Origin of the sequence: Streptomyces sp. NPDC057543 (genome assembly GCF_042801895.1) — a bacterium.
Classification (GTDB): domain Bacteria; phylum Actinomycetota; class Actinomycetes; order Streptomycetales; family Streptomycetaceae; genus Streptomyces.
The window spans coordinates 31,772-52,688 of sequence record NZ_JBHVFF010000011.1 but is presented as its reverse complement, the minus strand read 5'-3'; the positions used below and the strand labels follow the sequence as shown (position 1 = coordinate 52,688).

Here is a 20,917-nt window from a genome sequence, read left to right as displayed (position 1 = left end):
CGGGCCGGTGCGTACGGACTGACTGGCGTTCTGGTCAGAGGCGCTCGGGGGTCCGGATGCCGAGCAGCTCCATGCCCTGGTGCAGGGTGCGGGCGGTGAGGTCCGAGAGGAAGAGGCGGTTCTCGGCCACATCGGCCGGGACGTCGGACTTCAGCACCGGGCACTGGTCGTAGAACGTCGTGAAGAGCGACGACAGCTGGTAGAGGTACGAGGCCAGCTTGTGCGGCTCGTACGCGGCGGCGACCTCGGCCACGACCTCGCCGAACTGGTCCAGATGCAGGCCCAGCGCGCGCTCGGCCGGGGCCAGCTCCAGCTCGGGGTGCGGCTGGGGCTTCAGCTCGCCCGCCTTGCGCTTGATGGAGCGGGAACGGGCGTGCGCGTACTGGATGTACACGCTCGTGTCGCCGGTCAGCGACACCATCTGGTCCAGGTCGAACTTGTAGTCGCGGGCGGCCGACGTCGACAGGTCCGCGTACTTCACCGCGCCGATGCCGACCTGCGTGGCACGCTCGGTGATCTCGTCCTCGGTGAGGTCCTTGGCCTTCTCGCGCACGACGGCGGACGCCCGGTCGATCGCCTCGTCCAGGAGGTCGGCCAGCCGGACCGTCTCGCCCTCACGGGTCTTGAACGGCTTGCCGTCCTTGCCGAGCACCGTGCCGAAGGGGAGGTGCACGGCCTTGACGTCCTCGTTCAGCCAGCCGGCCCGGCGGGCCGTCTCGAAGACCATCTTGAAGTGCAGGGCCTGCCGGGCGTCCACGACGTACAGCAGGGTGTTCGCCTTGAGGTTCTGGACCCGGTCGCGGATCGCGGAGAGGTCCGTCGCCGCGTAGCCGTAACCGCCGTTCGCCTTCTTGACGATCAGCGGCACCGGGTTGCCGTCCGGGCCCTTCACATCGTCGAAGAACACGCACAGCGCACCCTCGGAGCGGACGGCGACGCCCGACTCCTCCAGGATGCGGCAGGTCTCCTCCAGCATGTCGTTGTAGCCGGACTCCCCGACGATGTCGGGGTCGCGGATCTCCATGTCGAGCTTGTTGAAGACCGAGTAGAAGTAGATCTTCGACTCGTCGACGAAGCGCTGCCACAGGGAGAGGGTTTCCTCGTCACCGGCCTGGAGCGCCACGACCCGGTCCCGGGAGCGGGCCTTGAACTCCTCGTCGGAGTCGAACAGCGCCCGCGACGCCTTGTAGAGCCGGTTCAGGGAGGACATGGCGGCCTCGCCGTCCGCCGCGCTGTCGGCGCCCTCGTGGTTCAGCTCGCCCGGGTGCTCGATCAGGTACTGGATGAGCATGCCGAACTGGGTGCCCCAGTCGCCGATGTGGTGGCGCCGGACCACGGTCTCGCCGGTGAACTCCAGGATCTGCACCATCGCGTCACCGATCACCGCGGAACGGAGGTGACCGACGTGCATCTCCTTGGCCACGTTCGGCTGCGCGTAGTCGACGACCGTGGTGCCCGCGGCGCTGTTGTACGGGACACCGAGGCGGCCCTCGTCGTCCGCGTCACGCGCGGCGAGGGTCTCGATGATCGCCCGGTCGGTGAGCGTCACATTCAGGAAGCCGGGGCCGGAGACCTCGATCTCCTTGATCGGGCCGCCCGCCGGGATCGCGGCCGTGACCTGGGACGCCAGCTCGCGCGGGTTGCCCTTGAGCTTCTTGGCGAGGGCCAGGATGCCGTTGGCCTGGAAGTCGGCCCGGTCGCTTCGTCGCAGCAGCGGGTCCGCGGTGCCGGCATCCGGCAGAGCTGCCGTCAGGGCGTCCGCCAGCTGCTGCTGGAGCGAGGAAGCGAGGGAATTGACCGAGGCCATGGGCTGGCTGCCGTTTCCGTAGGAGTACAAGGGATCACACCCAGTATTCCACGGAGAGTAAAGCCGTTTTCGCGCTGTCGGTGGGACCTGGGACAATGGGCAATGCCTTACCAGTCCCACAAGGGTTTTGCCCCTGCCAAGGGTTTTGGCCCGGCCAGGGGTTTTGTCCCTGCGAGCCCCACAAGAGAGAAGGACGTGCAGACCGTGGCTCAGAGTCAGAGCAGCACCGAGACCGACTGGGTCTCCCGCTTCGCGGACGATGTCATCGCCGAATCGGAGCGTCGTGCGCCTGGCAAACCGGTCGTCGTCGCGTCCGGCCTCTCCCCGTCGGGCCCGATCCACCTGGGCAACCTCCGCGAGGTCATGACCCCGCACCTCGTCGCCGACGAGATCCGCCGCCGCGGGTACACCGTCCGGCACCTGATCTCCTGGGACGACTACGACCGCTACCGCAAGGTTCCCAACGGAGTCCCGGGGGTCGACGAGTCCTGGGCCGAGCACATCGGCAAGCCGCTGACCTCGGTCCCCGCCCCGGCCGGGTCCACGTATCCGAACTGGGCGGAACACTTCAAGGCCGCCATGACCGCCGCGCTGGACGAGCTGGGCGTCGAGTACGACGGCATCAGCCAGACCGAGCAGTACACGGTGGGCGCGTACCGCGAGCAGATCCTGCACGCGATGAAGCACCGCGCCGACATCGACGCCGTCCTCGACCGGTACCGGACGAAGAAGGAGCCGGGCGCGGCGGGCGCCAAGGGCGGCAAGAAGCCGCAGCAGCAGAAGAAGGTCGACGAGGCCGAGCTGGAGGCCGAGGCGGGTTCCGGCGCGGCCGGCGAGGACGACGGCAGCGGCGGCTCGGCCGGCTACTTCCCGTACAAGCCCTACTGCGGCAACTGCGAGAAGGACCTCACGACCGTCACGTCCTACGACGACGACAGCACCGAGCTGAACTACACGTGCACGGCCTGCGGCTTCGCCGAGACCGTCCGGCTCAGCGAGTTCAACCGCGGCAAGCTGGTCTGGAAGGTCGACTGGCCGATGCGCTGGGCGTACGAGGGCGTGATCTTCGAGCCGAGCGGTGTGGACCACTCCTCGCCGGGCTCCTCGTTCGTCGTCGGCGGTCAGATCGTCCGCGAGGTCTTCGACGGCGTGCAGCCGATCGGCCCGATGTACGCGTTCGTCGGCATCTCCGGCATGGCGAAGATGTCCTCCAGCAAGGGCGGTGTGCCGACCCCGGCCGACGCGCTGAAGATCATGGAGGCGCCGCTGCTGCGCTGGCTGTACGCGCGCCGCAAGCCCAACCAGTCCTTCAAGATCGCCTTCGACCAGGAGATCCAGCGGCTCTACGACGAGTGGGACTCGTTGGCGCGCAAGGTTGCCGACGGCTCGGTGCTGTCGGCCGACGCGGCCGCGTACGCGCGGGCCATCGGCACGGCCGCCGGTGAGCTGCCGCGCACGCCCCGCCCGCTGCCGTACCGCACGCTCGCGTCGGTCGTCGACATCACGGGCGGGCACGACGAGCAGACGCTGCGCATCCTGAGCGAGCTGGACCCGGAGAACCCGCTGACCTCGCTCGACGAGGCCCGGCCCCGCCTCGACCGCGCCGAGAACTGGATCACCAGCCAGGTCCCGGCCGAGGCCCGCACCATCGTCCGCGACCAGCCGGACAAGGAACTGCTCGGCTCACTGGACGAGCAGGGCCGGGAGTCGCTGCGGCTGCTCCTGGAAGGGCTGGACACGCACTGGTCGCTGGACGGGCTCACCACGCTCGTCTACGGCGTGCCGAAGATCCTTGAGGGTCTGGAGCCGGACGCCAAGCCGACGCCCGAGCTGAAGGCCGCGCAGCGGTCGTTCTTCGCGCTGCTGTACCGGCTGCTGGTGAGCCGGGACACGGGGCCGCGGCTGCCTACGCTGCTGCTGGCCGTGGGGGCGGACCGGGTGCGCAGGCTGCTGGGCGCGTAGGGGGTACTCGACACGGAGGGCCGTCACCCGGTGATTCGGGTGACGGCCCTCCGCCGTTGCCGGCTCCGTCGCGTGCTCGTCGCGTGTGTGTCGCGTCCGTGCTGGTTCCGGCTCTGAACGCCGGACGGGCGGGGCGGGGTCCTACGCGATGTGGTTCTCGGTCATCTCGGTGTCGAAGCGCTGCTTGAATCCCGGCAGGAGGCGGCGGAGCAGGGCCGCGCTGCGGGGATGGCGGACGTTGTGGAGGTCGGAGAGGTGTATGTCGAGGACCTCCGCACTCGGGTAGTCCTGGTGCGACTTCGTGTACGCGGTGAACGCCTCGTACGCGATCTTGCCGAACTCGACTTCGACCTCGGCCCACTCGGACGGGTCGGGCTCCTGCTGCTGCACGGGCCGGGGTTCCGGCTCCTTGGGCAGGGACTCCTCGGGCCGGGGCTGCGGCTGGGGCTGCGCTTCCTGGTGTTCCGCGGTGCGGGGGCCCGGGACGGCGCCGATGGTGCCCACGTTGCCCAGCGGGCGGGTGCGGCCGCCGGCGCCCGACGGGACCATGATCGGGGTGGGCTCCAGGCCCTCGACGTACGCCGGGTTGTACGCACCCTCGTACGTGTCGTCCGGGACATGGGCCGCCGCGAACCAGGGACTCTCGTGCGAGCCGGGGCCCTCCTGCGGCCACTCCTCGGAGGCGGGGGCAGGCTCGGAGGGGTGGGCGCGCTGCTGCTCTGCCAGGTGCTGCTGCTGCTGTTGCGGGTGCTGCTGCTGGGATTGCTGCTCCGGGTGGGGCTCTGCGTACGGCAACTCCGGGAAATCATCCGGTCCGGACAAGGCCGGCGCGGGCGCCGGGGCGGGGGGCAGCAGGGCCGGTTCGATGCCCGCGGCGGCGAGGCCGGACGGACCGGTGTCGGCCAGCGGGACGCCGTACTTCGCCAGGCGCAGCGGCATCAGGGACTCGACGGGTGCCTTGCGACGCCAGTTGCGGCCGAAGCGGGCCTGGAGGCGCGCCTGGTAGATCAGTCGGTCCTGTTCGAGCTTGATGACCTGCTCGTACGACCGGAGCTCCCAGAGCTTCATCCGACGCCACAGCTTGAACGTCGGCACGGGGGAGAGCAGCCAGCGGGTGAGCCGCACGCCCTCCATGTGCTTGTCGGCGGTGATGTCGGCGATCCGGCCCACGGCGTGCCGGGCGGCCTCGACGGAGACCACGAACAGCACCGGGATGACCGCGTGCATGCCGACACCGAGCGGGTCGGGCCAGGCGGCGGCGCCGTTGAAGGCGATCGTCGCGGCGGTCAGCAGCCAGGCCGTCTGGCGCAGCAGCGGGAACGGGATGCGCAGCCAGGTCAGCAGCAGGTCCAGGGCGAGCAGGACACAGATGCCCGCGTCGATGCCGATCGGGAAGACGAGCGAGAAGTTCCCGAAGCCCTTCTGCAGCGCGAGTTCGCGCACCGCCGCGTACGAGCCCGCGAAACCGATCGCGGCGATGAGCACCGCACCGGCGACCACGAGCCCGATGAGTATTCGGTGGGTGCGTGTCAGCTGCATCGCGGCCACCCGCATTCCCTCCCCGTTTCCCGTATCCGACGCCCTGCGCTGATGCTCTGCTTCGACGTCCTGCTTCGACTTCCGGCGGGCACAGCCTGGCACATGAGGGCGCGGCGCGTTGCGCGGGGAGGGGCGAAGCCCGGTACTCGGGGGAGCACCGGGCTTCGTGAACGGCTTGGTGAAGGGCTTCGTCCGGGGCTTCGTAGAACTGCTTCTGGGCAGGGGCGTTGAGGCGCGTCCCGAGGGGCCCGCCACGCCCTGTCGCGTCGGCTAGCTCGTCTTGGCGGACTTGCTGGGCTCGGCGGACTTGCTGGGCTCGGCGGGCTTGCTCGGCGCGTCCGGCTTCGAGCCGGCGGCGGGGGTGGCGACCGAGGCGACCGCCTCCTTGGCCGCCTTCTCGGCGCCCTTCAGGATGTCGTCGGCGGACGGGGTCTTCGCGCCCGCGTAACCCGCGCCGTTGTAGGTGAGGGTGACGACGACGTTCTCCGTACGGGCCACGATCGTCGCGTACTTGAAGTCCTCACTCGTCTTGGTGAGGTCGTACGTGATCTTGGTGGCCTGCTCGCCGATTCCGCTGACGGGCCCCTCGGCGACCCTCTTCGCACCCTCGGCCGCCTTGGCCTTGCCGACCTGCTTCGCGTAGTCCTGCTGCGCCCGCTCGGCGCCGCTGCCCAGGGCCTGGTCCGAGTCGAAGCGGGTGAAGCCGATGTCGAGCCAGCGGTACTGGGAACCGTTCACGCCCTTGTCGGCGAGGCCGTTCCAGGAGCAGCCGGCGCGGTACGAGGTGTCGCTGGAGTTGGCAGGCGTGCCGTTCTTGGACTTCGCATCGGGGACCAGGGAGGTGACCGTCTTCTTGGCGATCGACTTGCACGGGTCGGGCAGCGTGGCGAACTTGGCGGGCGCGACGCTCGGTTCCGACTTCTTCGCGCTCGGCGCTGCGGACGACGAGGACGAACCCGGCGAGTCCTTCTTGTCCTTGCCGCCGGAGTCCGACGAGCAGCCGGCGACGACGAGCATCACCGGAACGGCGGCGCAGGCGAGTATGCGGGAGAGTCGCGGGGCTGAACGGTGCATGGTTCCTTCACTCGGGTGGCGCGGCGGTCGGGCTGCCAGGTGGTCGGCGGACGTTCCGGGAGGGGCCGGGGGGCCCGGTTGGTGTTCCGGCTGGTGTTCCGGAGGGCCACGGTACGACGGACGGCGATCGGATGCCGCCTCGGTCGGGTGCTCGGCGGGCGGGGACGGTGCCGGTCCGGGGCGTTCCGGGCGGGGCTATTCGCTGAACTTCTCGACCAGCTTCCGGGCCAGCGACTGGGCCTTCTCCTGCAGTTCCTTGCTGTCGGGGACCACCGTGGAGACGGTCGGCTGCGCGGTGTACTGGACGGTCACGATGACGTTCGATGTGCGGAATACCACGCTCACCGTGCGGTTCTGTGTGGTGGAACCTGCCCGGGTGAGCAGATCGTCCAGAAATGCGCTGTCTCCGAGACCGTCGAGGGTGCGCGGGACGAGGCTCGCGTCGGAGCTTCCGGGGTTGCCGGAACTGTCAGCCGTACTGCCGTCGGTGGGTCCGCTGTTGTTGCTGTCGGCGTTGTCGCCTTCGGGATTGTCCGCGTTCTTGTCCTCGGCGGCCGGACCGGAGAGGGCGTGCGAGGCGGAGGGCGATGCGGAGTCCGAGGAGAGGGGCGTCTGCTTCTTCGAGCTGCCGGGCGTGGCGGCGCCGGTGGCGGCATCGGTGTTCGCGTCCGCGGTCAGGCCGGCGGCGGCCTCCTTCTTCGTGTACACCTCGCGAGCCCGGTCGTCGTCGCTCACCGAGGGGTCGTAGGACACGACCCGCTCGAAGTCGACGAAGAGAGTGCGCGAGGAGTCGGAGGCCTCGGACTTCCAGCGGCAGCCGACGCGGCGGTCGGTGTCGTAGGTGACGGAGGCCGTGCCGCCGTACACCTTCTTCTGCTGGTCCTCGGGAAGGTCGGCGGTGCCCGGGAGCAGGTCCTTCAGGGCGGACGGCGCAACGGCGCGGCAGGGATCGAGGAGGGTGCGGTACTTGCCCGGTGCGGCGGCCGTGGCGGTTGCCTCGCCAGGCTTGCTGTCGGGGGCGGAGCCACCCGTTCCGGTGCCGGCACTGCAGCCGACGACAAGCGCTGCCAATAGCGCGGTGCCGGGTACGTACGCCATTCGTCGCACGGTCCTGGGCTCCCTTCGTGCGAAAAACGGTTGCCGCTCGGTGGCGACCGGTGGACACAATGTGTATCGCACGCGCCGCTGTGATTGCCGGTCGACAGACTTATTTGTCGACCTTGGCACCGGTTTTGCGCTTTCAGGCTTTTCGGGGGAATCGAGGAAGTATGTCGTACGTAGAGGTGCCGGGCGCGAAGGTTCCGATCCGTATGTGGGCCGACCCGGCTTCGGTCGAGGACGTTGCGATGCGGCAGCTGCACAACGTGGCCACCCTGCCCTGGATCGAGGGACTCGCCGTCATGCCGGACGTCCATTTCGGCAAGGGCGCGACGGTCGGATCGGTGATCGCGATGCGCGGTGCGGTGTGTCCGGCGGCGGTCGGCGTGGACATCGGCTGCGGGATGTCCGCGGTGAAGTCGTCCCTGACGGCCAACGACCTGCCGGGCGACCTGTCCCGGCTGCGGTCGAAGATCGAGCAGGCCATTCCGGTGGGCCGAGGCATGCATGACGACGCAGTGGACCCGGACCGGGTGTACGGCCTCTCGGCGAAGGGGTGGGACGACTTCTGGGGAGAGTTCGACGGGGTGGCCGATGCGGTCAAATTCCGTCGGGAACGAGCCACGAAGCAGATGGGAACGCTCGGATCGGGAAACCATTTCATCGAGTTCTGCCTCGACGAGTCGGGTTCCGTCTGGCTGATGCTGCACTCCGGATCGCGGAACATCGGCAAGGAACTGGCCGACTTCCACATCGGGCAGGCGCAGAAGCTGCCGCACAACCAGAACCTGATCGACCGTGACCTGGCCGTGTTCATCGCCGACACCCCGCCCATGGCGGACTACCGGAATGACCTGTTCTGGGCGCAGGAGTACGCGAAGCGCAACCGCGCGATCATGATGGGGCTCCTGAAGGAAGTCGTCCGCAAGGAATTCAGGAAGGCCAAGGTCACCTTCGAGCCGGAGATCAGCTGTCACCACAACTACGTGAGTGAAGAGCGCTACGAGGGCATGGACCTGCTGGTCACTCGGAAGGGCGCGATCCGTGCCGGGTCCGGTGAGTACGGAATCATCCCGGGTTCGATGGGCACCGGCTCGTACATCGTGAAGGGCCTCGGGAACGAGAAGTCCTTCAACTCGGCCTCGCACGGGGCCGGCCGGAAGATGAGCCGGAACGCCGCGAAGCGGCGCTTCACGGCGCGGGACCTGGAGGATCAGACGCGGGGCGTGGAGTGCCGTAAGGACTCCGGCGTCGTGGACGAGATTCCGGCCGCGTACAAGCCGATCGAGCAGGTCATCGAGCAGCAGCGGGACCTGGTGGAGGTCGTCGCCAAGCTCAAGCAGGTGGTGTGCGTGAAGGGCTGAGGCCCCTTACGCATGCGAAACGAGGGCCCCGGGCGCGGATTGCGCGTCCGGGGTCCCGCTTGCGTCCGGGGCTCGCCTGCGTCCGGGGTCCCGCTTGCGTCCAGGGTCCGTTTGCGGCCGAGGTCCGCTTACGATTCGAGGTCCGCTTGTCCGGGATCTACTTGTGTCCGGGCCCGTCCGGCTGTTCCCTCGGGGGCCCCGGAGGGCTCAGGCGGTGCGGTGGACCTTGGTGTTGGAAGCCTGGGCGCGGGGGCGGACCACCAGGAGGTCGATGTTGACGTGGCTGGGGCGGGTGACGGCCCAGGTGATGGTGTCGGCCACGTCGTCGGCGGTGAGGGGGGCCTCGACGCCCGCGTAGACCTTTGCCGCCTTCTCGGTGTCGCCGCGGAAGCGGGTGGTGGCGAACTCCTCCGTCTTGACCATGCCGGGGGCCACCTCGATGACGCGGACCGGGGTGCCGACGATCTCCAGTCGGAGCGTCTCGGCCAGGACGTGTTCGCCGTGCTTGGCGGCCACATAGCCGCCGCCGCCCTCGTACGTGGAGAGGCCCGCGGTGGAGGAGAGGATCACGATCGTGCCGTCGCCGCCCTCGGTGAGCGCGGGGAGCAGGGCCTGGGTGACATTGAGTGTGCCGATGACGTTCGTCTCGTACATCCGGCGCCAGTCGGCGGGGTCGCCGGTGGCGACGGGGTCGGCGCCGAGCGCGCCGCCCGCGTTGTTGACGAGGACGGCGAGGGTGCGGAACGCCGTGGCGAACTCGTCCACCGCGTCGCGGTCGGTGACATCCAGGGCGTAGGCCGTTGCCTGGTGGCCCGCCTCGTTGATCTCGGCGGCGAGCGCCTCGATGCGGTCCTTGCGGCGGGCGGTCAGGACCACGCGGTAGCCGGCGGCCGCGAGCTGCCGGGCGGTCGCGGCGCCGATGCCGCTGCTCGCTCCGGTGATGACGGCGATCGGGGTGGCGGCCATGGCGGACTCCTCGGACAGCTGATCGGTACGGGGTCAGGATAGGCAGGCGTGCGGTCAGTGGTTGCGGGGGGCGTACATGATGACGGCCATGCCGGCCAGGCAGACCAGCGCGCCGATCACGTCCCAGCGGTCGGGGCGGTAGCCGTCGGCGACGACGCCCCAGGCGATCGAGCCTGCGACGAAGACACCGCCGTACGCGGCGAGGATGCGGCCGAACTCGCCGTCCGGCTGGAGCGTGGCGACGAGGCCGTAGACGCCGAGCGCGATGACGCCGGCGCCGATCCAGATCCAGCCCCGATGCTCACGTATGCCCTGCCAGACGAGCCAGGCGCCGCCGATCTCGAAAAGCGCGGCGACGACGAACAGAGCTACGGAGCGGGCGACGACCATGGATCCAGCGTGTCATGGGAGGGGAGGGAGTCGGGTCCAGGGGGCGAGGCCCGGGGAGGCCGGGGGAGTCGAGGGGAGGTGAAGGGGGGGCGCGAGGGAAGGCGCGCCGAACTGGTGGGTAAATATGGATGATTCGGGGTGATCTGTATCTTCGGGGCATGGTAGTGACACGTAGAGGTGCGCCTGCGGAGTCCGCTGCTGCCGCGGTGGCGGCAGCCATGGCTGTGACTGTGGCTGTGGTGCTGGGCACGGGTGGCGCGGCTGCGGCTGCGGTTGGGAATGGGGCTGGAGCGGGAACCGGGGCGGGGGTGGCGGCCGGGGGCATCGGGCCCGAAGCGGATGTGTCGCACCACGGGCATGTCTCGCTGTGGGGTTCGGGGCTCGGTGTCTGGGTGCAGAGCGTGAACTATGGTCCGTCGAACCTGGCCGATGTGACGGTACGGGTGCGTACATCGGTGTCGCTCTCCGGGCGGCAGGAGCTTCCGGAACGCTGTCTGCAGACGGACCGGCTGACTGTGCTGTGCCGGACGGGTGCGCTGCGCACGGACGAGACGGAGGGGCGGTGGCTCGCCCTCGAACTGCAGCTCGCGGGGCGGCCGGACGAGGTCGTCGTGCGGGTCGACACGCTGTGGAACGGCGGGGCGACCGACCGGAACCCGCAGAACAATGACCACGAGGTGCTGGCCCCGGCCACTGGGGACGAGTACGTGTTCTGACCGTCCGCGGGGCGATGCCGGCACGACGGGCGCTGTGGGTGCGGGGTGGCGGGGGTGGGTGCGAGGTGGGTGCTCATAGCGTGAGTGCGGTCTGCAGGGCCGCCCGGTCGGCGTGGTCGCTCGCCCAGGCGATGTAGCCGTCGGGGCGGATGAGCAGCGAGGTGGTGCGGTCGCTCCTCCAGTGGGCGTGCACCAAGGGGATGGGTGATGCCGGAGGGGTGGCGTCGGCGGGGGTGACGAGGACGAACGTGCCGGCGCGCAGGAGTTGGTGGAGGCGGCCTTCCTGCAGGCTCAGGTCCGGGGCGCGCTTCGCGGTGAGGGGGTGGGCGCCGCGCGGGGCCGCGTAGGCGATCGAGATGCCCGAGACCTGGCCGATGGCCTTGTCGGCGGCGGGTCGGATCGTGGACAGCACGGCGGCGACGAGGGCGCGGGCCGTCCGCTGGAGCGGCGTGCGGGCCATGGCGAGGCGGATGAGTGCGCCGCTGGACCGGAGCACCATTGCGCCGACCGGGTGCCGTTCGGCGTGATAGCTGTCGAGCAAAGCCTCCGGGGTGGCCGTCTGTCCGCGCAGAACGGCGGCGAGCTTCCAGGAGAGGTTGGCGGCGTCCTGGAGGCCGGTGTTCATGCCCTGGCCGCCTGCGGGGGAGTGGACGTGCGCGGCATCCCCGGCGAGGAAGACCCGGCCGGTGCGGTAGGCGGGCACCTGGCGTTCGTCGCTGTGGAAGCGGGAGATCCAGCGCGCGTCGTGCATGCCGTAGTCGGTGCCGAAGGCGCGGTGGGTGATCTGGCGCAGTTCGTCGAGGTCGACGGGGTCGCTGTCGGCGGCCTGGTGGGCGCGGTTCCAGCCCATCACGCGGTACCAGCCGTCGCCGAAGGGGGCGATGAAGGCGAAGGCGTCCCCCACGCCGTTGACCGTCAGGAGGTCCGGGGGCTCCTCGGTGAGCCGGACGTCGGCGAGGACGATCGACCGGATCACGGATTCTCCGGGGAAGGGGAGACCGAGCGCCTGACGCACTCGGCTGCGCACGCCGTCGGTACCGACGAGGTAGCGGGCCCTGACCGTGGTCGCGCTGCCGTCCGCCCGGTGCAGTTCGGCGGTGACGGTGTCCGATGAGGCGTCCTGATGGAGCGCGGTCAGCTCCGTGTCGTAGCGGAAATGGACGCCTGTGGTGCGGGCGCGGCGCTCCAGCAGGCGCTCCACCTCGTACTGCGGGGTGATCAGCACGAAGGGGAAGCGGGTGTGCAGCCGGGAGAGGTCGAGCGAGAGCTTGCCGAAGAAGCGGAGGGCGGAGAGGGGGGTGCCCGTCTTGACGAGCTCGTCGGCCACGCCGCGGGTGTCGAGCAATTCGAGGGTGCGGGCGTGTACGGCGAAGGCGCGGGTCATGTTGCCGGTCTCGTGCGGGCGGCGCTCCGCGAGTGCGACCGAGAGGCCTTGGGCGGCCAGGTCGCCAGCGAGCAGCAGGCCGGTGGGGCCCGCGCCCACGACGAGGACGTCGACGGTGTCGGGTGCGGTGCTCGGGGTGGTGGTCATGGCTGCCTCCTGGGCCCGTTCGTCAGCTGTCACCATCGTGCCAACAACCGTTGGTCAACGCTTGTTGGCAACGGTAACCCTGTCATGCCTGGCATGTCAACGCGCGTTGGCCTACAGTTGTTGGCATGGAGACGAAGCCCGCTACCGCCAACCGCCGCTCGGACGCCACCAAGGCCGCGATTCTCGAAGCCGCGCGCGAGCGGTTCGCCGCCGACGGGTACGAGCGCGCCACGATCCGGGCCATCGCCCGTGATGCGAACATCGACCCGTCGATGGTCATGCGCTATTACGGCAACAAGGAGGGGCTGTTCGCCGCCGCGTCCGTGATCGACCTGCGCATGCCGGATCTGGGCGCGATACCGGGCAAACACATCGGCGCTGCCCTGGTCGCGCACTTCCTGGACCGCTGGGAGGGCGACGACGTGCTCACGGGCCTGCTCAGAGTCGGTGTCACCAACGACGCCGGAGCCGAGCGGATGAGGGCGGTCTTCGCCGAACAGCTCGGCCCGATAGCGGCCGGCGTCTGCCCCGACGCGGCCGCCGCCCCGCGCCGTGCGGCTCTCGTCGCCTCGCAGATCCTGGGGATGGCGCTCGCGCGCTACGTCCTGCGGATCGAACCCGCCGTCTCGATGCCGCGCGAGGAGGTGATCGCCTGGCTCGCGCCCACCGTTCAGCGCTACCTGACCGCCGAGCGGCCGTAGAGCGACGGGTCGGCCGACAGCGACTGCTTCGTACGCCCTCCGCAGGCCGCAGAAATCCCGGGGCACCGCAGTGCGCGGCGCGGTGTGGGAGCGGCTGAGCGGCGCGTGGCGGCAACGTTCGAGGCGTACGACGATGACGAGGTGGCGCTGCTCATCGCTATATGCGGCGGACTGCCGAGCTGAGCGCCCGGCGGGCCGCGGCGTTGCGGGAGGGCGGCCCCTCAGTCTTCGGACCTTGAGGTCCTGGCGTTCGTGAGGGGCGTAGGGGTCCTGGGGTTCCTGAGGTTTGTGGGGTTCCTCGGGCTCTCAGAGCTCCGGGGGAGTGGACGCGAAGTCGTGGAGCGCCTTCGCGACGATCGCGTCCAGGTGGGTGTGGTGTGCGCCCCGCCAGTAGACCCGGTCGCACTCCGTGCACTGCGCGAAGACGTCGTACGAACGCCGGGTCCCGTGTTCCAGCCGGCCGCTGACGGAGTCCTTGTCGGCAGCCTTCAGCGGGCCGTTGCAGGCGGTGCATCTGGTCCAGGGGACCAGATGCGGGGTGAACCGTTCCAGCACGTCCCGCAGTTGGTCCTCCGGCCGGTCGCTGTAGACATACGCCCCGGCCCAGATCTCCCGCCGGTGCAACAGCCCGCGATCCCGGGAGAGCAGCACGCGGCGCTCGTCCGCGGACCGGGCGGCCAGTGCGGCATCGCCGATGTCCTCGCTCTCGTACGCCGCGTCGACACCCAGCAGCCGAAGCCGCCGGGCGAGCGTGCCGAGGTGGACGTCGAGCAGGAACCTCAAGGGCGCGCCCGGGACGCGCTGGGGGCGTTCCACGGCGCGCACCTCTACCACTTCGCCCGCCCTCGGGATGTGGGAGACGGATACGGGCCGACCGTCGACCAGGAGCTGTCCGGCCTCGGTGAGCGGGACGCCGAGCGACTCCACGACGTGGCCGAGGGTGGACGCGCCGTCGGTGGTCACGGTCGAGCGTCCCCGGCGGCGTTCGTGGGCGACGAAGAGCCGCAGCTCGGGGGCGACTTCGAGGTGGATCTGCGGTCCGTTCACCCCGTCAGGATGTCATCGGGTGGGGTGCGTCGGCGAGGGCTTTCTCCTCGCGTGCCTACAGTTCCCGCATGAAGATCCTCGATCTCGAACCCGGCGATGCCCGACTGGCCGCCGACCTGCTTCCCGTGCTGCGTGAACTCCGCCCGCACCTCACCGAGGACCTCTTCCGGGAGGTGTACGAGAAGGGGCACCCGCAGGGACTGCGGTTCAGCGCCGCCTATGACGACGAGGGCGCCTGCGTGGGCGCGGCCGGCTGGCGCGTCGTCCACAACACCAGCCGGATCCGGATGCTGTACGTCGACGATCTGGTGACCGCCGAAGGGGTCCGTTCCACCGGTGTCGGCCGTCTGCTCCTGAGGCACATCGAAGGGCGGGCCAGGGCCGCGGGCTGCCTGCACCTCAATCTGGACTCGGGCACGCAGCGCACCGACGCCCACCGCTTCTATCTGCGGGAGCGGCTGAGCATCGGCGCGTTCAATTTCGACAAGGCCCTCGATCTGGACTGAGGTCAGCCCTCCTCGTCCGGGGTGAGGTCCAGTCGCCAGTCGTTCGTCAGCAGCGCATGGCCGGGTGGGTACTCGAAGTCGCACGCGCCGATCAGGGTGAAGCCCGCCTTGCGGCACACCGCGTTCGACGCGCCGTTGTCGACCGACGGATAGGCGTGCAGATAACGGTGCCTGTGTTCGGCGCGGGCCTGCTCGGCCACGGCTGTCGTGGCGGCCGTCGCGATGCCCAGGCCCTGGTGTCCGGGGAGGACGGCCCACCCCGTCTCGTACACCTCCCGGCCCTGCCAGGTCCGCTCCCAGAAGCCGATCGTGCCCACGGCCTTGTCCCCGTCGGCCAGGGCGATGCGGAACATCCTGCCCCGGCCCGTCCGGTCCGCGCTCATCTCCACATAGCGCTCGTGACGCGCCATGAGCTGTTCCTCCGACTCGGGACCGCCCAGGTGGTCCATCAACTCCGGTGCGTTGGCACGGCGGAGCAGCTCCAGGTCGGTTTTTGACCAGGGCTCGATCCTTACGGAAGATGAAGCGGTGCGTTCCATGCCAAAACTGTAGAACGGGGCGCTGACAGTGGGACAGGGTCAGCGTGGGGCGAACGCCGTCGGGGGGACGCCGACCGTTGCCGTGAAGTCCCTGACCAGGTGGGCCTGGTCGCTGTAGCCGAGCTCCGCCGCGAGTGCCGCCCAGTCCACCTCCGGATCCGACGCGGCCCGCTCCAGTGCCTCATGGATGCGGTAGCGGAGGATGACCCACTTGGGGCCTACTCCGACGTACGCGGCGAACAGCCGCTGGAGCGAGCGCGACGACAGCCCCTCGACGCGGGCGAGTTCGTCGACGCGGCGCACCGTGCGGTCCGTACGGACCAGGTCGACCAGGGCCATCGCACGCTCGGCCTGCGGGTCCGGTTCCGGGCCGAGCGCCAGCAGGTACGCGTCGAGCGCCGCCACCCGCGCGTCCTCGTCCGCCAGGTCCAGCACGGCCGATGGCGGGGCGGGAGGGGTGAACACCTCGTCCGCGGGAAGCCGCCGCCCCGTCCACGCGGAGACCGGCCGGTCCGGTGCGAACGGGCGGAATCCGCCGGGCCGGAACTGCACCCCGCAGACCCGTCCCCGCCCCTCCAGCTTCTGTGTGAAGAGCTTTGGGCCGATGCCCGAGATCTCGGCGAAGCCTGCGTCGTGGTGGTCCTCACCGGTTCGGGTCCCGCCCTCGGTCCCGTACCACTGGAAGACCAGGTTCACGGACGGGTGCGGCACCAGATGGGAGGCGTAGGGCTCCGGCAGATCCCAGTCGATGAGCCAGTAGTGCTCCAGGTACGGCCGCAGTCCGGGGGCCGGTTCGCGGCGGCGGAAACGTACCCGCGCGAAGAGGTCGGGGGCATCGACGATGCCCCGGGTGTCGCGTCGCGGACCTGGCATGGCCGCGATCCTACGGTGGGCGCGAAACTCCGTGGGGGCGATGTCGCGTTTCTTCAAGCGCCCGTAGGTTCCGGCGTGCAGGGTCGAAGGATGGAGAAAATCAGCGAGCTGCTGGAAACGGCCGCCGGACGGGCCGTTCCCGTGCTGGCCGGGATCGACGACAACAGGCTGGGGGACCCCACGCCGTGCACGGAGTACGACGTACGGACCCTGATCAACCACCTTTTCCAAGTGGTCGTCAACTTCCACGCCCACCGCAGGTCTCCTCGCGGCGCAGAACAACGCAGAGCAATGCGGAAGCGGTGCGGTCGTGACGCGGTGCGGCTGTGACGCGGTGCGGTCGTGACGCGGTGCGGCTGTGACGCGGTGCGGTCGTGACGCGATGCGGCGGGTTCGCGGGCGTTACTCCGATGCCGCCGATGCGGCCGGGGCGATCTCCTCGATCAGGCCCTCGACCAGGGTCCTGATCTCGTCGCGGATCGGGCGGACGGCCTCGACACCCTGGCCTGCCGGGTCTTCGAGCTTCCAGTCCAGGTAGCGCTTGCCGGGAAAGACCGGGCAGGTGTCGCCGCAGCCCATGGTGATGCAGACGTCCGACTCGCGGACCGCGTCGACCGTGAGGATCTTCGGGATCTCGGCGGAGATGTCGATGCCGACCTCGCGCATCGCCTCGACGGCGGCCGGGTTCACGGCGTCGCCGGGATCCGATCCCGCCGAGCGGACCTCGACGCGGTCCCCGGCCAGGTGGGTCAGCCAGGCGGCGGCCATCTGGGAGCGGCCGGCGTTGTGGACGCAGACGAACAGCACGGAGGGCTTGTCGGGCATCGGGGGTCTCTCCTGTCGCGCGTCGCGCGGTGGAATCAGTGGTGGCGGCAAAGGTGGACCTGGGCGGCGAGAGGGGGCGGCGTCAGGAGCGAGTGACATCAGTGCACTATGACGTCAGGCATCACTGATGTGACAGTATCAGTCCATGATGACGTCAGCTACCACTGACCTGATCCGGGTTCTCGCCGACCCGCTCAGGCTGCAGATCGTGACCCTGCTCGCGCACGAGACCCTGTGCACCACCCACCTCGTGCAGGAGACGGGGGCGCGGCAGACGAACCTCTCCAACCATCTGAAGGTCCTGCGCGAGGCCGGCGTGGTGGAGACGGAGCCGTGCGGCCGGTTCACGTACTACAGGCTGCGGCCCGAGGTCATGGAGGCGCTCGCCGGCTCCTTCGGTGAGCTGGCCGCAGTCGCCCGTACGACCGTCGAGACCGGCCGGAAGCGGGCCTGCTGATGACCGCGACCGAACCGGGCGCCGCGGCCGTGCCGCCGCAGAGCGGTGACGACGGCTCGATCGTCGACAGGCTGTCCACGCTCGACCGGTTCCTCGCCGTGTGGATCCTGATCGCCATGGGTCTCGGGCTGGGGCTCGGCCGACTGATCCCGGGGCTCGGCGACGCTCTCGCCGAGGTCGAGATCGGCGGTATCTCGCTGCCGATCGCCGTCGGCCTGCTGGTCATGATGTATCCGGTCCTGGCCAAGGTCCGTTACGACAGGCTCGACGCCGTCACCGGTGACCGCAGGCTCATGGTGTCGTCCCTGGTCGTCAACTGGATCGTCGGCCCTGCCGTCATGTTCGCGCTGGCCTGGATCTTCCTTCCCGATCTGCCCGAGTACCGCACCGGTCTGATCATCGTCGGCCTGGCCCGCTGCATCGCCATGGTCATCATCTGGAACGACCTGGCCTGCGGCGACCGGGAGGCCGCCGCCGTGCTCGTGGCGCTCAACTCGGTCTTCCAGGTTGTCGCGTTCGGGGTGCTGGGCTGGTTCTATCTCGATCTGCTGCCCGGTTGGCTCGGCCTCGGTGACGGCCAGGAGCTCGACATCTCCATGGGGAAGATCGCCCTCAACGTCGTCGTCTTCCTCGGCGTCCCGCTGCTGGCCGGCTTCCTGACGCGCCGCGTCGGCGAGCAGAGGATGGGGCGTGCCGGCTACGAGGTGACGTTCCTGCCGCGGATCGGCCCGTGGGCCCTGTACGGGCTGCTCTTCACGATCGTCATCCTCTTCGCGCTCCAGGGCGGAACCATCACCTCCCGGCCGCTGGACGTCGTCCGCATCGCGGTGCCGCTGCTGGTCTACTTCGCGGTGATGTGGTTCGGCACGTTTCTGCTCGGCAAGGCCATCGGCCTCGGCTACGACCGCACCGCGACGCTGGCCTTCACGGCCGCCGGCAACAACTTCGAGCTGGCCATCGCGGTCGCCATCGCCACGTTCGGCGTGACGTCCGGGCAGGCGCTGTCGGGTGTGGTCGGGCCGCTGATCGAGGTTCCCGTCCTGATCGCCCTGGTGTACGTGTCGCTGGCCTGGCGCAAGAGGTTCACGCCGCGCTCCTGAGTGTGTGGGGGCGTGCGTACGAAAGGGGGCGGGGCGGCCGACGCTTTGCGGTCGGGGGGCTACGGCCGGGGGTGCGCAGCATCTGGCCGCTCCGGCCTCGGCTTCCGGTTGCGGCTGCAGCGGCTTGCGGCACCTTACCGATCGGCGCCCCGGCAACTGCTGCTGAACATTCCGCTCAGTCCGTATCCGGCCCGGGCTCGGGGCGGTGGTACGCGTCAGGGACGACAGCGACCGGGCAGGGCGCGTAGTGCAGCATCGCGTGGTTCACCGGGCCCAGGTGGGTGCCATGCCATCCGCTGGGCCGCCGCGCGCCGACGACCAGCAGTTCCGCACCCTTGGCGGCTTCGATCAATTCCTGGTGGACCGGCCCCTGCACCACCGACCTCTGGATGGTGACGTCGGGGGCACCGGTCCGGTCCAGCCGCGCCAATACCTCTTCGAGGTGCTCCTCGGCCTGCCGGTGGTGAGCGGAGGCGGGGGAACCCGAGATGAGCGGATGGACCACCGCGTGGTGGGCGGGGCGGCGCCAGGCCCGCACGGCGACCAGTTCGCCGTGACGCGAAGCGGCCTGGGCGAGGGCGAAGACGGTGGCCGCCGACGGTTCCGCGGCGTCGCTGATCCCGACGACGACGCGGCCGGACTGCGGCAGGGTGTCCGGTGTCCTCGCCGGGATCACGACGACCGGGCAGTGGGACCGGCCGGCGAGCGCGAGGCTGACGGACCCCAGGAGCATCCCGGCGATCCTCCCGCGGCCGCGGGAGCCGAGGACGACCATGGCCGCCTCGTGACTCTCCCTGACGAGTGTGGCCACCGGGTCCTCGGGTTCCACGGAGGCCGTCACGGCCACCTCGGGCCCGAGCCGCTGGGCGCGTTCACGGGCGGTGGCGACGAGATGCTCGGCCAGGGCCTTTTCGGTGGGACGCTCACTGTCGGAGTCGGGGTGCATGCCCTCGTAGCGTTCCCACAGCGAGGCGTGGACGACGCGCAGGGGGTGCTCCGAGCGGGCCGCTTCCGCCGCCGCCCAGTCCAGGGCGCGGAGACTGCCCTCCGATCCGTCCACTCCGACGACTACGGGGAGCCGCATCGCTCCCACCGCCTTCCGTACGGATGTTTCCACCGGTTCTGTTTCCACGGCTCTGTTTCTACGGTTCGATGGTCAGTATCTGGTCCAGGGGGCGGCGCGGCGTGCGTGGTCCTACGGGGCCGTACCCCAGGCGGACGATCATCTGGGCCTGTCCCGTGCCGAAGACCGGGTCGCGCAGCAGCCATCGCAGGTCCGGCCATTCGATGGGCTGCGTCGAGAACGAGGTGGACACCTGGTGGAGCGTGGCGGTGAGCAGGACGCGCTCCAGCGCCTGACCGGCGCACAGCCAGTCCAGGGCGTGGTCGCCGGGGGTGGTCAGCAGGGCCAGTTGCGGACGCTTCTCGAACGGGACGCGCGGTCGGCCCGGGAATACGCCGGATCCCACGAAGTCGCGGGTGATCGCCCGTTCGGAGGCGTCGCGGGGGCCGAAGGCGTAGTCCGCGATTCCGTCGACGGGCGCCTCGGTCTTCGTGTCCCGGGTCCAGTGCCGCTGCTCCGCCTCCCGTGCCGGGTCCCCGCGGTTGTACCCCTCGGCGTCCCGGATCAGTTCGAGCACGGTCTCCAGATGCGGCGAGGCCAGGAACGTGAAGTCCGCGCCCTCGACGCGGGCCGCCTCGGCCAAGCGCGCGCGGACGTCCTCGGGGATCGGCTGGTCGTCGAACGGGTAGCGGCTGGTGTGCCGGTCCGGGATCGCGGGGTGGAGGGCGTCGAGCGCTTCGTCCTCGGGCTTTCGCGGGGCGTCGTGGCGGACGCCGAACCGGATGGTGGCCAGCAGGGCCGGGTCCGACGGTTCGGGCAGCAGCGCGGTGACCGCCTCCAGGCCGTGGTGGGCTGCGGACACCCGCAGATTCAGCAGGGCCGCGCCGCAGCCCACGTGCAGTGCGCGGGTGGCGGGGTCGGCCTCCGGCAGCGTGCGGCGGAGATCGGCAAGGAGCGTGAGGGTGCGGCCGGCGCGCGTGTAGCGGAACTGCCAGGGCTGGGCGTTGTGCATGGAGGGGGCGGCGGTGGCATCGGCGACGAGGCCGGTCAGCGTCGTGTCGTCGAGTGTCTGGCTGAGCATCGGGACCCCCGGGAGATCGGGAACGGTCGATGTCTCTCCAGCATGGAACAGATCTCGTTCCGGTGGGATGGGGCCGTTCGTCCCGCCCCGGGCTCCGGACGGCCCTCGCGCCCAGCAAACGCCAGGACCGCTGGGACCGCCAGGACCGCTGGGACTGCTGGGACCGGTGGGACTGCTGGGACCGCTGGGACTGCTGGGACCGCTGGGACTGCTGGGACCGGTGGGACTGCTAGGACTGCTAGGACTGTTGGGAGCTCTGGGAGCTCTGGGAGCTCTGG

General features: G+C 70.1%; 22 protein-coding genes. 9 read left to right on the top strand and 13 right to left on the bottom strand.

The features are described from left to right. Positions 1–34: 34 nt before the first annotated feature. The gene (argS, locus tag ACFU8Q_RS04045) at positions 35–1,807 is read right to left on the bottom strand and encodes an arginine--tRNA ligase (RefSeq protein WP_384447435.1); all 1,773 of its coding nucleotides are present in this window, start codon (positions 1,805–1,807) and stop codon (positions 35–37) included. Positions 1,808–2,002: 195 nt separating this feature from the next. Between argS and lysS the strand changes: the two genes are divergently transcribed. Next, complete coding sequence (gene lysS, locus ACFU8Q_RS04040) at positions 2,003–3,769, top strand: lysine--tRNA ligase (protein ID WP_384447407.1); 1,767 nt, start codon at positions 2,003–2,005, stop codon at positions 3,767–3,769. A gap of 141 nt (positions 3,770–3,910) precedes the next feature. Here the strand turns inward: lysS and ACFU8Q_RS04035 are convergent, their stop codons facing one another. From ACFU8Q_RS04035 to ACFU8Q_RS04025, 3 genes are all read right to left on the bottom strand, one after another. Further along, on the bottom strand, positions 3,911–5,317 hold the full coding sequence (locus ACFU8Q_RS04035; RefSeq protein ID WP_384447405.1) for a DUF2637 domain-containing protein: 1,407 nt from the start codon (positions 5,315–5,317) through the stop codon (positions 3,911–3,913). A gap of 261 nt (positions 5,318–5,578) precedes the next feature. Then, complete coding sequence (locus tag ACFU8Q_RS04030) at positions 5,579–6,382, bottom strand: DUF3558 family protein (RefSeq protein ID WP_384447404.1); 804 nt, start codon at positions 6,380–6,382, stop codon at positions 5,579–5,581. A gap of 195 nt (positions 6,383–6,577) precedes the next feature. Continuing rightward, a complete protein-coding gene (locus tag ACFU8Q_RS04025) occupies positions 6,578–7,480 on the bottom strand; it encodes a DUF3558 domain-containing protein (protein WP_384447402.1) in 903 nt (300 codons plus the stop codon). 170 nt (positions 7,481–7,650) lie between these two features. Here ACFU8Q_RS04025 and ACFU8Q_RS04020 point away from each other — a divergent pair, with 170 nt between their 5' ends. Continuing rightward, positions 7,651–8,844, top strand: coding sequence for an RtcB family protein (locus ACFU8Q_RS04020; protein ID WP_384447400.1), 1,194 nt, complete (start codon positions 7,651–7,653; stop codon positions 8,842–8,844). 207 nt (positions 8,845–9,051) lie between these two features. Here ACFU8Q_RS04020 and ACFU8Q_RS04015 read toward each other — a convergent pair whose 3' ends face one another. Both ACFU8Q_RS04015 and ACFU8Q_RS04010 read right to left on the bottom strand, forming a co-directional pair. Beyond that, positions 9,052–9,810: an SDR family NAD(P)-dependent oxidoreductase gene (locus tag ACFU8Q_RS04015; RefSeq protein WP_384447398.1), complete on the bottom strand. Its 759-nt coding sequence runs from the start codon at positions 9,808–9,810 to the stop codon at positions 9,052–9,054. A gap of 54 nt (positions 9,811–9,864) precedes the next feature. After that, positions 9,865–10,200, bottom strand: coding sequence for a YnfA family protein (locus tag ACFU8Q_RS04010; RefSeq protein WP_384447396.1), 336 nt, complete (start codon positions 10,198–10,200; stop codon positions 9,865–9,867). Positions 10,201–10,508: 308 nt separating this feature from the next. Between ACFU8Q_RS04010 and ACFU8Q_RS04005 the strand changes: the two genes are divergently transcribed. Further along, a complete protein-coding gene (locus tag ACFU8Q_RS04005) occupies positions 10,509–10,916 on the top strand; it encodes a hypothetical protein (protein ID WP_384447394.1) in 408 nt (135 codons plus the stop codon). A gap of 73 nt (positions 10,917–10,989) precedes the next feature. On the opposite strand, the gene ACFU8Q_RS04000 is transcribed toward ACFU8Q_RS04005, so the two are convergent. Further along, positions 10,990–12,447, bottom strand: a complete 1,458-nt coding sequence (locus ACFU8Q_RS04000; RefSeq protein WP_384447392.1) for an FAD-dependent monooxygenase — start codon at positions 12,445–12,447, stop codon at positions 10,990–10,992. Between the two features lie 125 nt (positions 12,448–12,572). On the opposite strand from ACFU8Q_RS04000, the gene ACFU8Q_RS03995 reads away from it, so the two are divergent. Continuing rightward, positions 12,573–13,148 carry a TetR family transcriptional regulator gene (locus ACFU8Q_RS03995; protein WP_384447390.1) on the top strand — a complete coding sequence of 192 codons (576 nt, stop codon included), beginning with the start codon at positions 12,573–12,575 and terminating at the stop codon, positions 13,146–13,148. Between the two features lie 306 nt (positions 13,149–13,454). Here ACFU8Q_RS03995 and ACFU8Q_RS03990 read toward each other — a convergent pair whose 3' ends face one another. Further along, a complete protein-coding gene (locus tag ACFU8Q_RS03990; protein WP_384447388.1) occupies positions 13,455–14,195 on the bottom strand; it encodes a Mut7-C RNAse domain-containing protein in 741 nt (246 codons plus the stop codon). Between the two features lie 68 nt (positions 14,196–14,263). Between ACFU8Q_RS03990 and ACFU8Q_RS03985 the strand changes: the two genes are divergently transcribed. Further along, complete coding sequence (locus ACFU8Q_RS03985) at positions 14,264–14,701, top strand: GNAT family N-acetyltransferase (RefSeq protein WP_384447386.1); 438 nt, start codon at positions 14,264–14,266, stop codon at positions 14,699–14,701. Positions 14,702–14,703: 2 nt separating this feature from the next. Here ACFU8Q_RS03985 and ACFU8Q_RS03980 read toward each other — a convergent pair whose 3' ends face one another. Further along, positions 14,704–15,240, bottom strand: coding sequence for a GNAT family N-acetyltransferase (locus ACFU8Q_RS03980; RefSeq protein ID WP_384447384.1), 537 nt, complete (start codon positions 15,238–15,240; stop codon positions 14,704–14,706). A gap of 39 nt (positions 15,241–15,279) precedes the next feature. Beyond that, the gene (locus tag ACFU8Q_RS03975) at positions 15,280–16,113 is read right to left on the bottom strand and encodes a DUF6597 domain-containing transcriptional factor (protein ID WP_384447383.1); all 834 of its coding nucleotides are present in this window, start codon (positions 16,111–16,113) and stop codon (positions 15,280–15,282) included. 90 nt (positions 16,114–16,203) lie between these two features. Here ACFU8Q_RS03975 and ACFU8Q_RS03970 point away from each other — a divergent pair, with 90 nt between their 5' ends. Beyond that, complete coding sequence (locus tag ACFU8Q_RS03970) at positions 16,204–16,443, top strand: hypothetical protein (RefSeq protein ID WP_384447381.1); 240 nt, start codon at positions 16,204–16,206, stop codon at positions 16,441–16,443. A gap of 72 nt (positions 16,444–16,515) precedes the next feature. Here the strand turns inward: ACFU8Q_RS03970 and ACFU8Q_RS03965 are convergent, their stop codons facing one another. Further along, positions 16,516–16,938: an arsenate reductase ArsC gene (locus ACFU8Q_RS03965; protein WP_384447379.1), complete on the bottom strand. Its 423-nt coding sequence runs from the start codon at positions 16,936–16,938 to the stop codon at positions 16,516–16,518. A gap of 145 nt (positions 16,939–17,083) precedes the next feature. On the opposite strand from ACFU8Q_RS03965, the gene ACFU8Q_RS03960 reads away from it, so the two are divergent. Both ACFU8Q_RS03960 and arsB read left to right on the top strand, forming a co-directional pair. Next, entirely contained in the window at positions 17,084–17,395 is a 312-nt protein-coding gene (locus ACFU8Q_RS03960) for an ArsR/SmtB family transcription factor (protein ID WP_384447377.1), read from the top strand. Continuing rightward, entirely contained in the window at positions 17,395–18,495 is a 1,101-nt protein-coding gene (arsB, locus tag ACFU8Q_RS03955) for an ACR3 family arsenite efflux transporter (RefSeq protein ID WP_384447375.1), read from the top strand. The genes ACFU8Q_RS03960 and arsB overlap by 1 nt, the downstream gene beginning before the upstream one ends. Positions 18,496–18,670: 175 nt before the next feature. On the opposite strand, the gene ACFU8Q_RS03950 is transcribed toward arsB, so the two are convergent. Further along, the gene (locus ACFU8Q_RS03950) at positions 18,671–19,627 is read right to left on the bottom strand and encodes a universal stress protein (protein ID WP_384447373.1); all 957 of its coding nucleotides are present in this window, start codon (positions 19,625–19,627) and stop codon (positions 18,671–18,673) included. Positions 19,628–19,637: 10 nt separating this feature from the next. Then, the gene (locus tag ACFU8Q_RS03945; protein WP_384447371.1) at positions 19,638–20,639 is read right to left on the bottom strand and encodes an Acg family FMN-binding oxidoreductase; all 1,002 of its coding nucleotides are present in this window, start codon (positions 20,637–20,639) and stop codon (positions 19,638–19,640) included. Between the two features lie 29 nt (positions 20,640–20,668). Here ACFU8Q_RS03945 and ACFU8Q_RS03940 point away from each other — a divergent pair, with 29 nt between their 5' ends. Further along, complete coding sequence (locus ACFU8Q_RS03940; protein ID WP_384447369.1) at positions 20,669–20,872, top strand: hypothetical protein; 204 nt, start codon at positions 20,669–20,671, stop codon at positions 20,870–20,872. Positions 20,873–20,917: the final 45 nt, after the last annotated feature.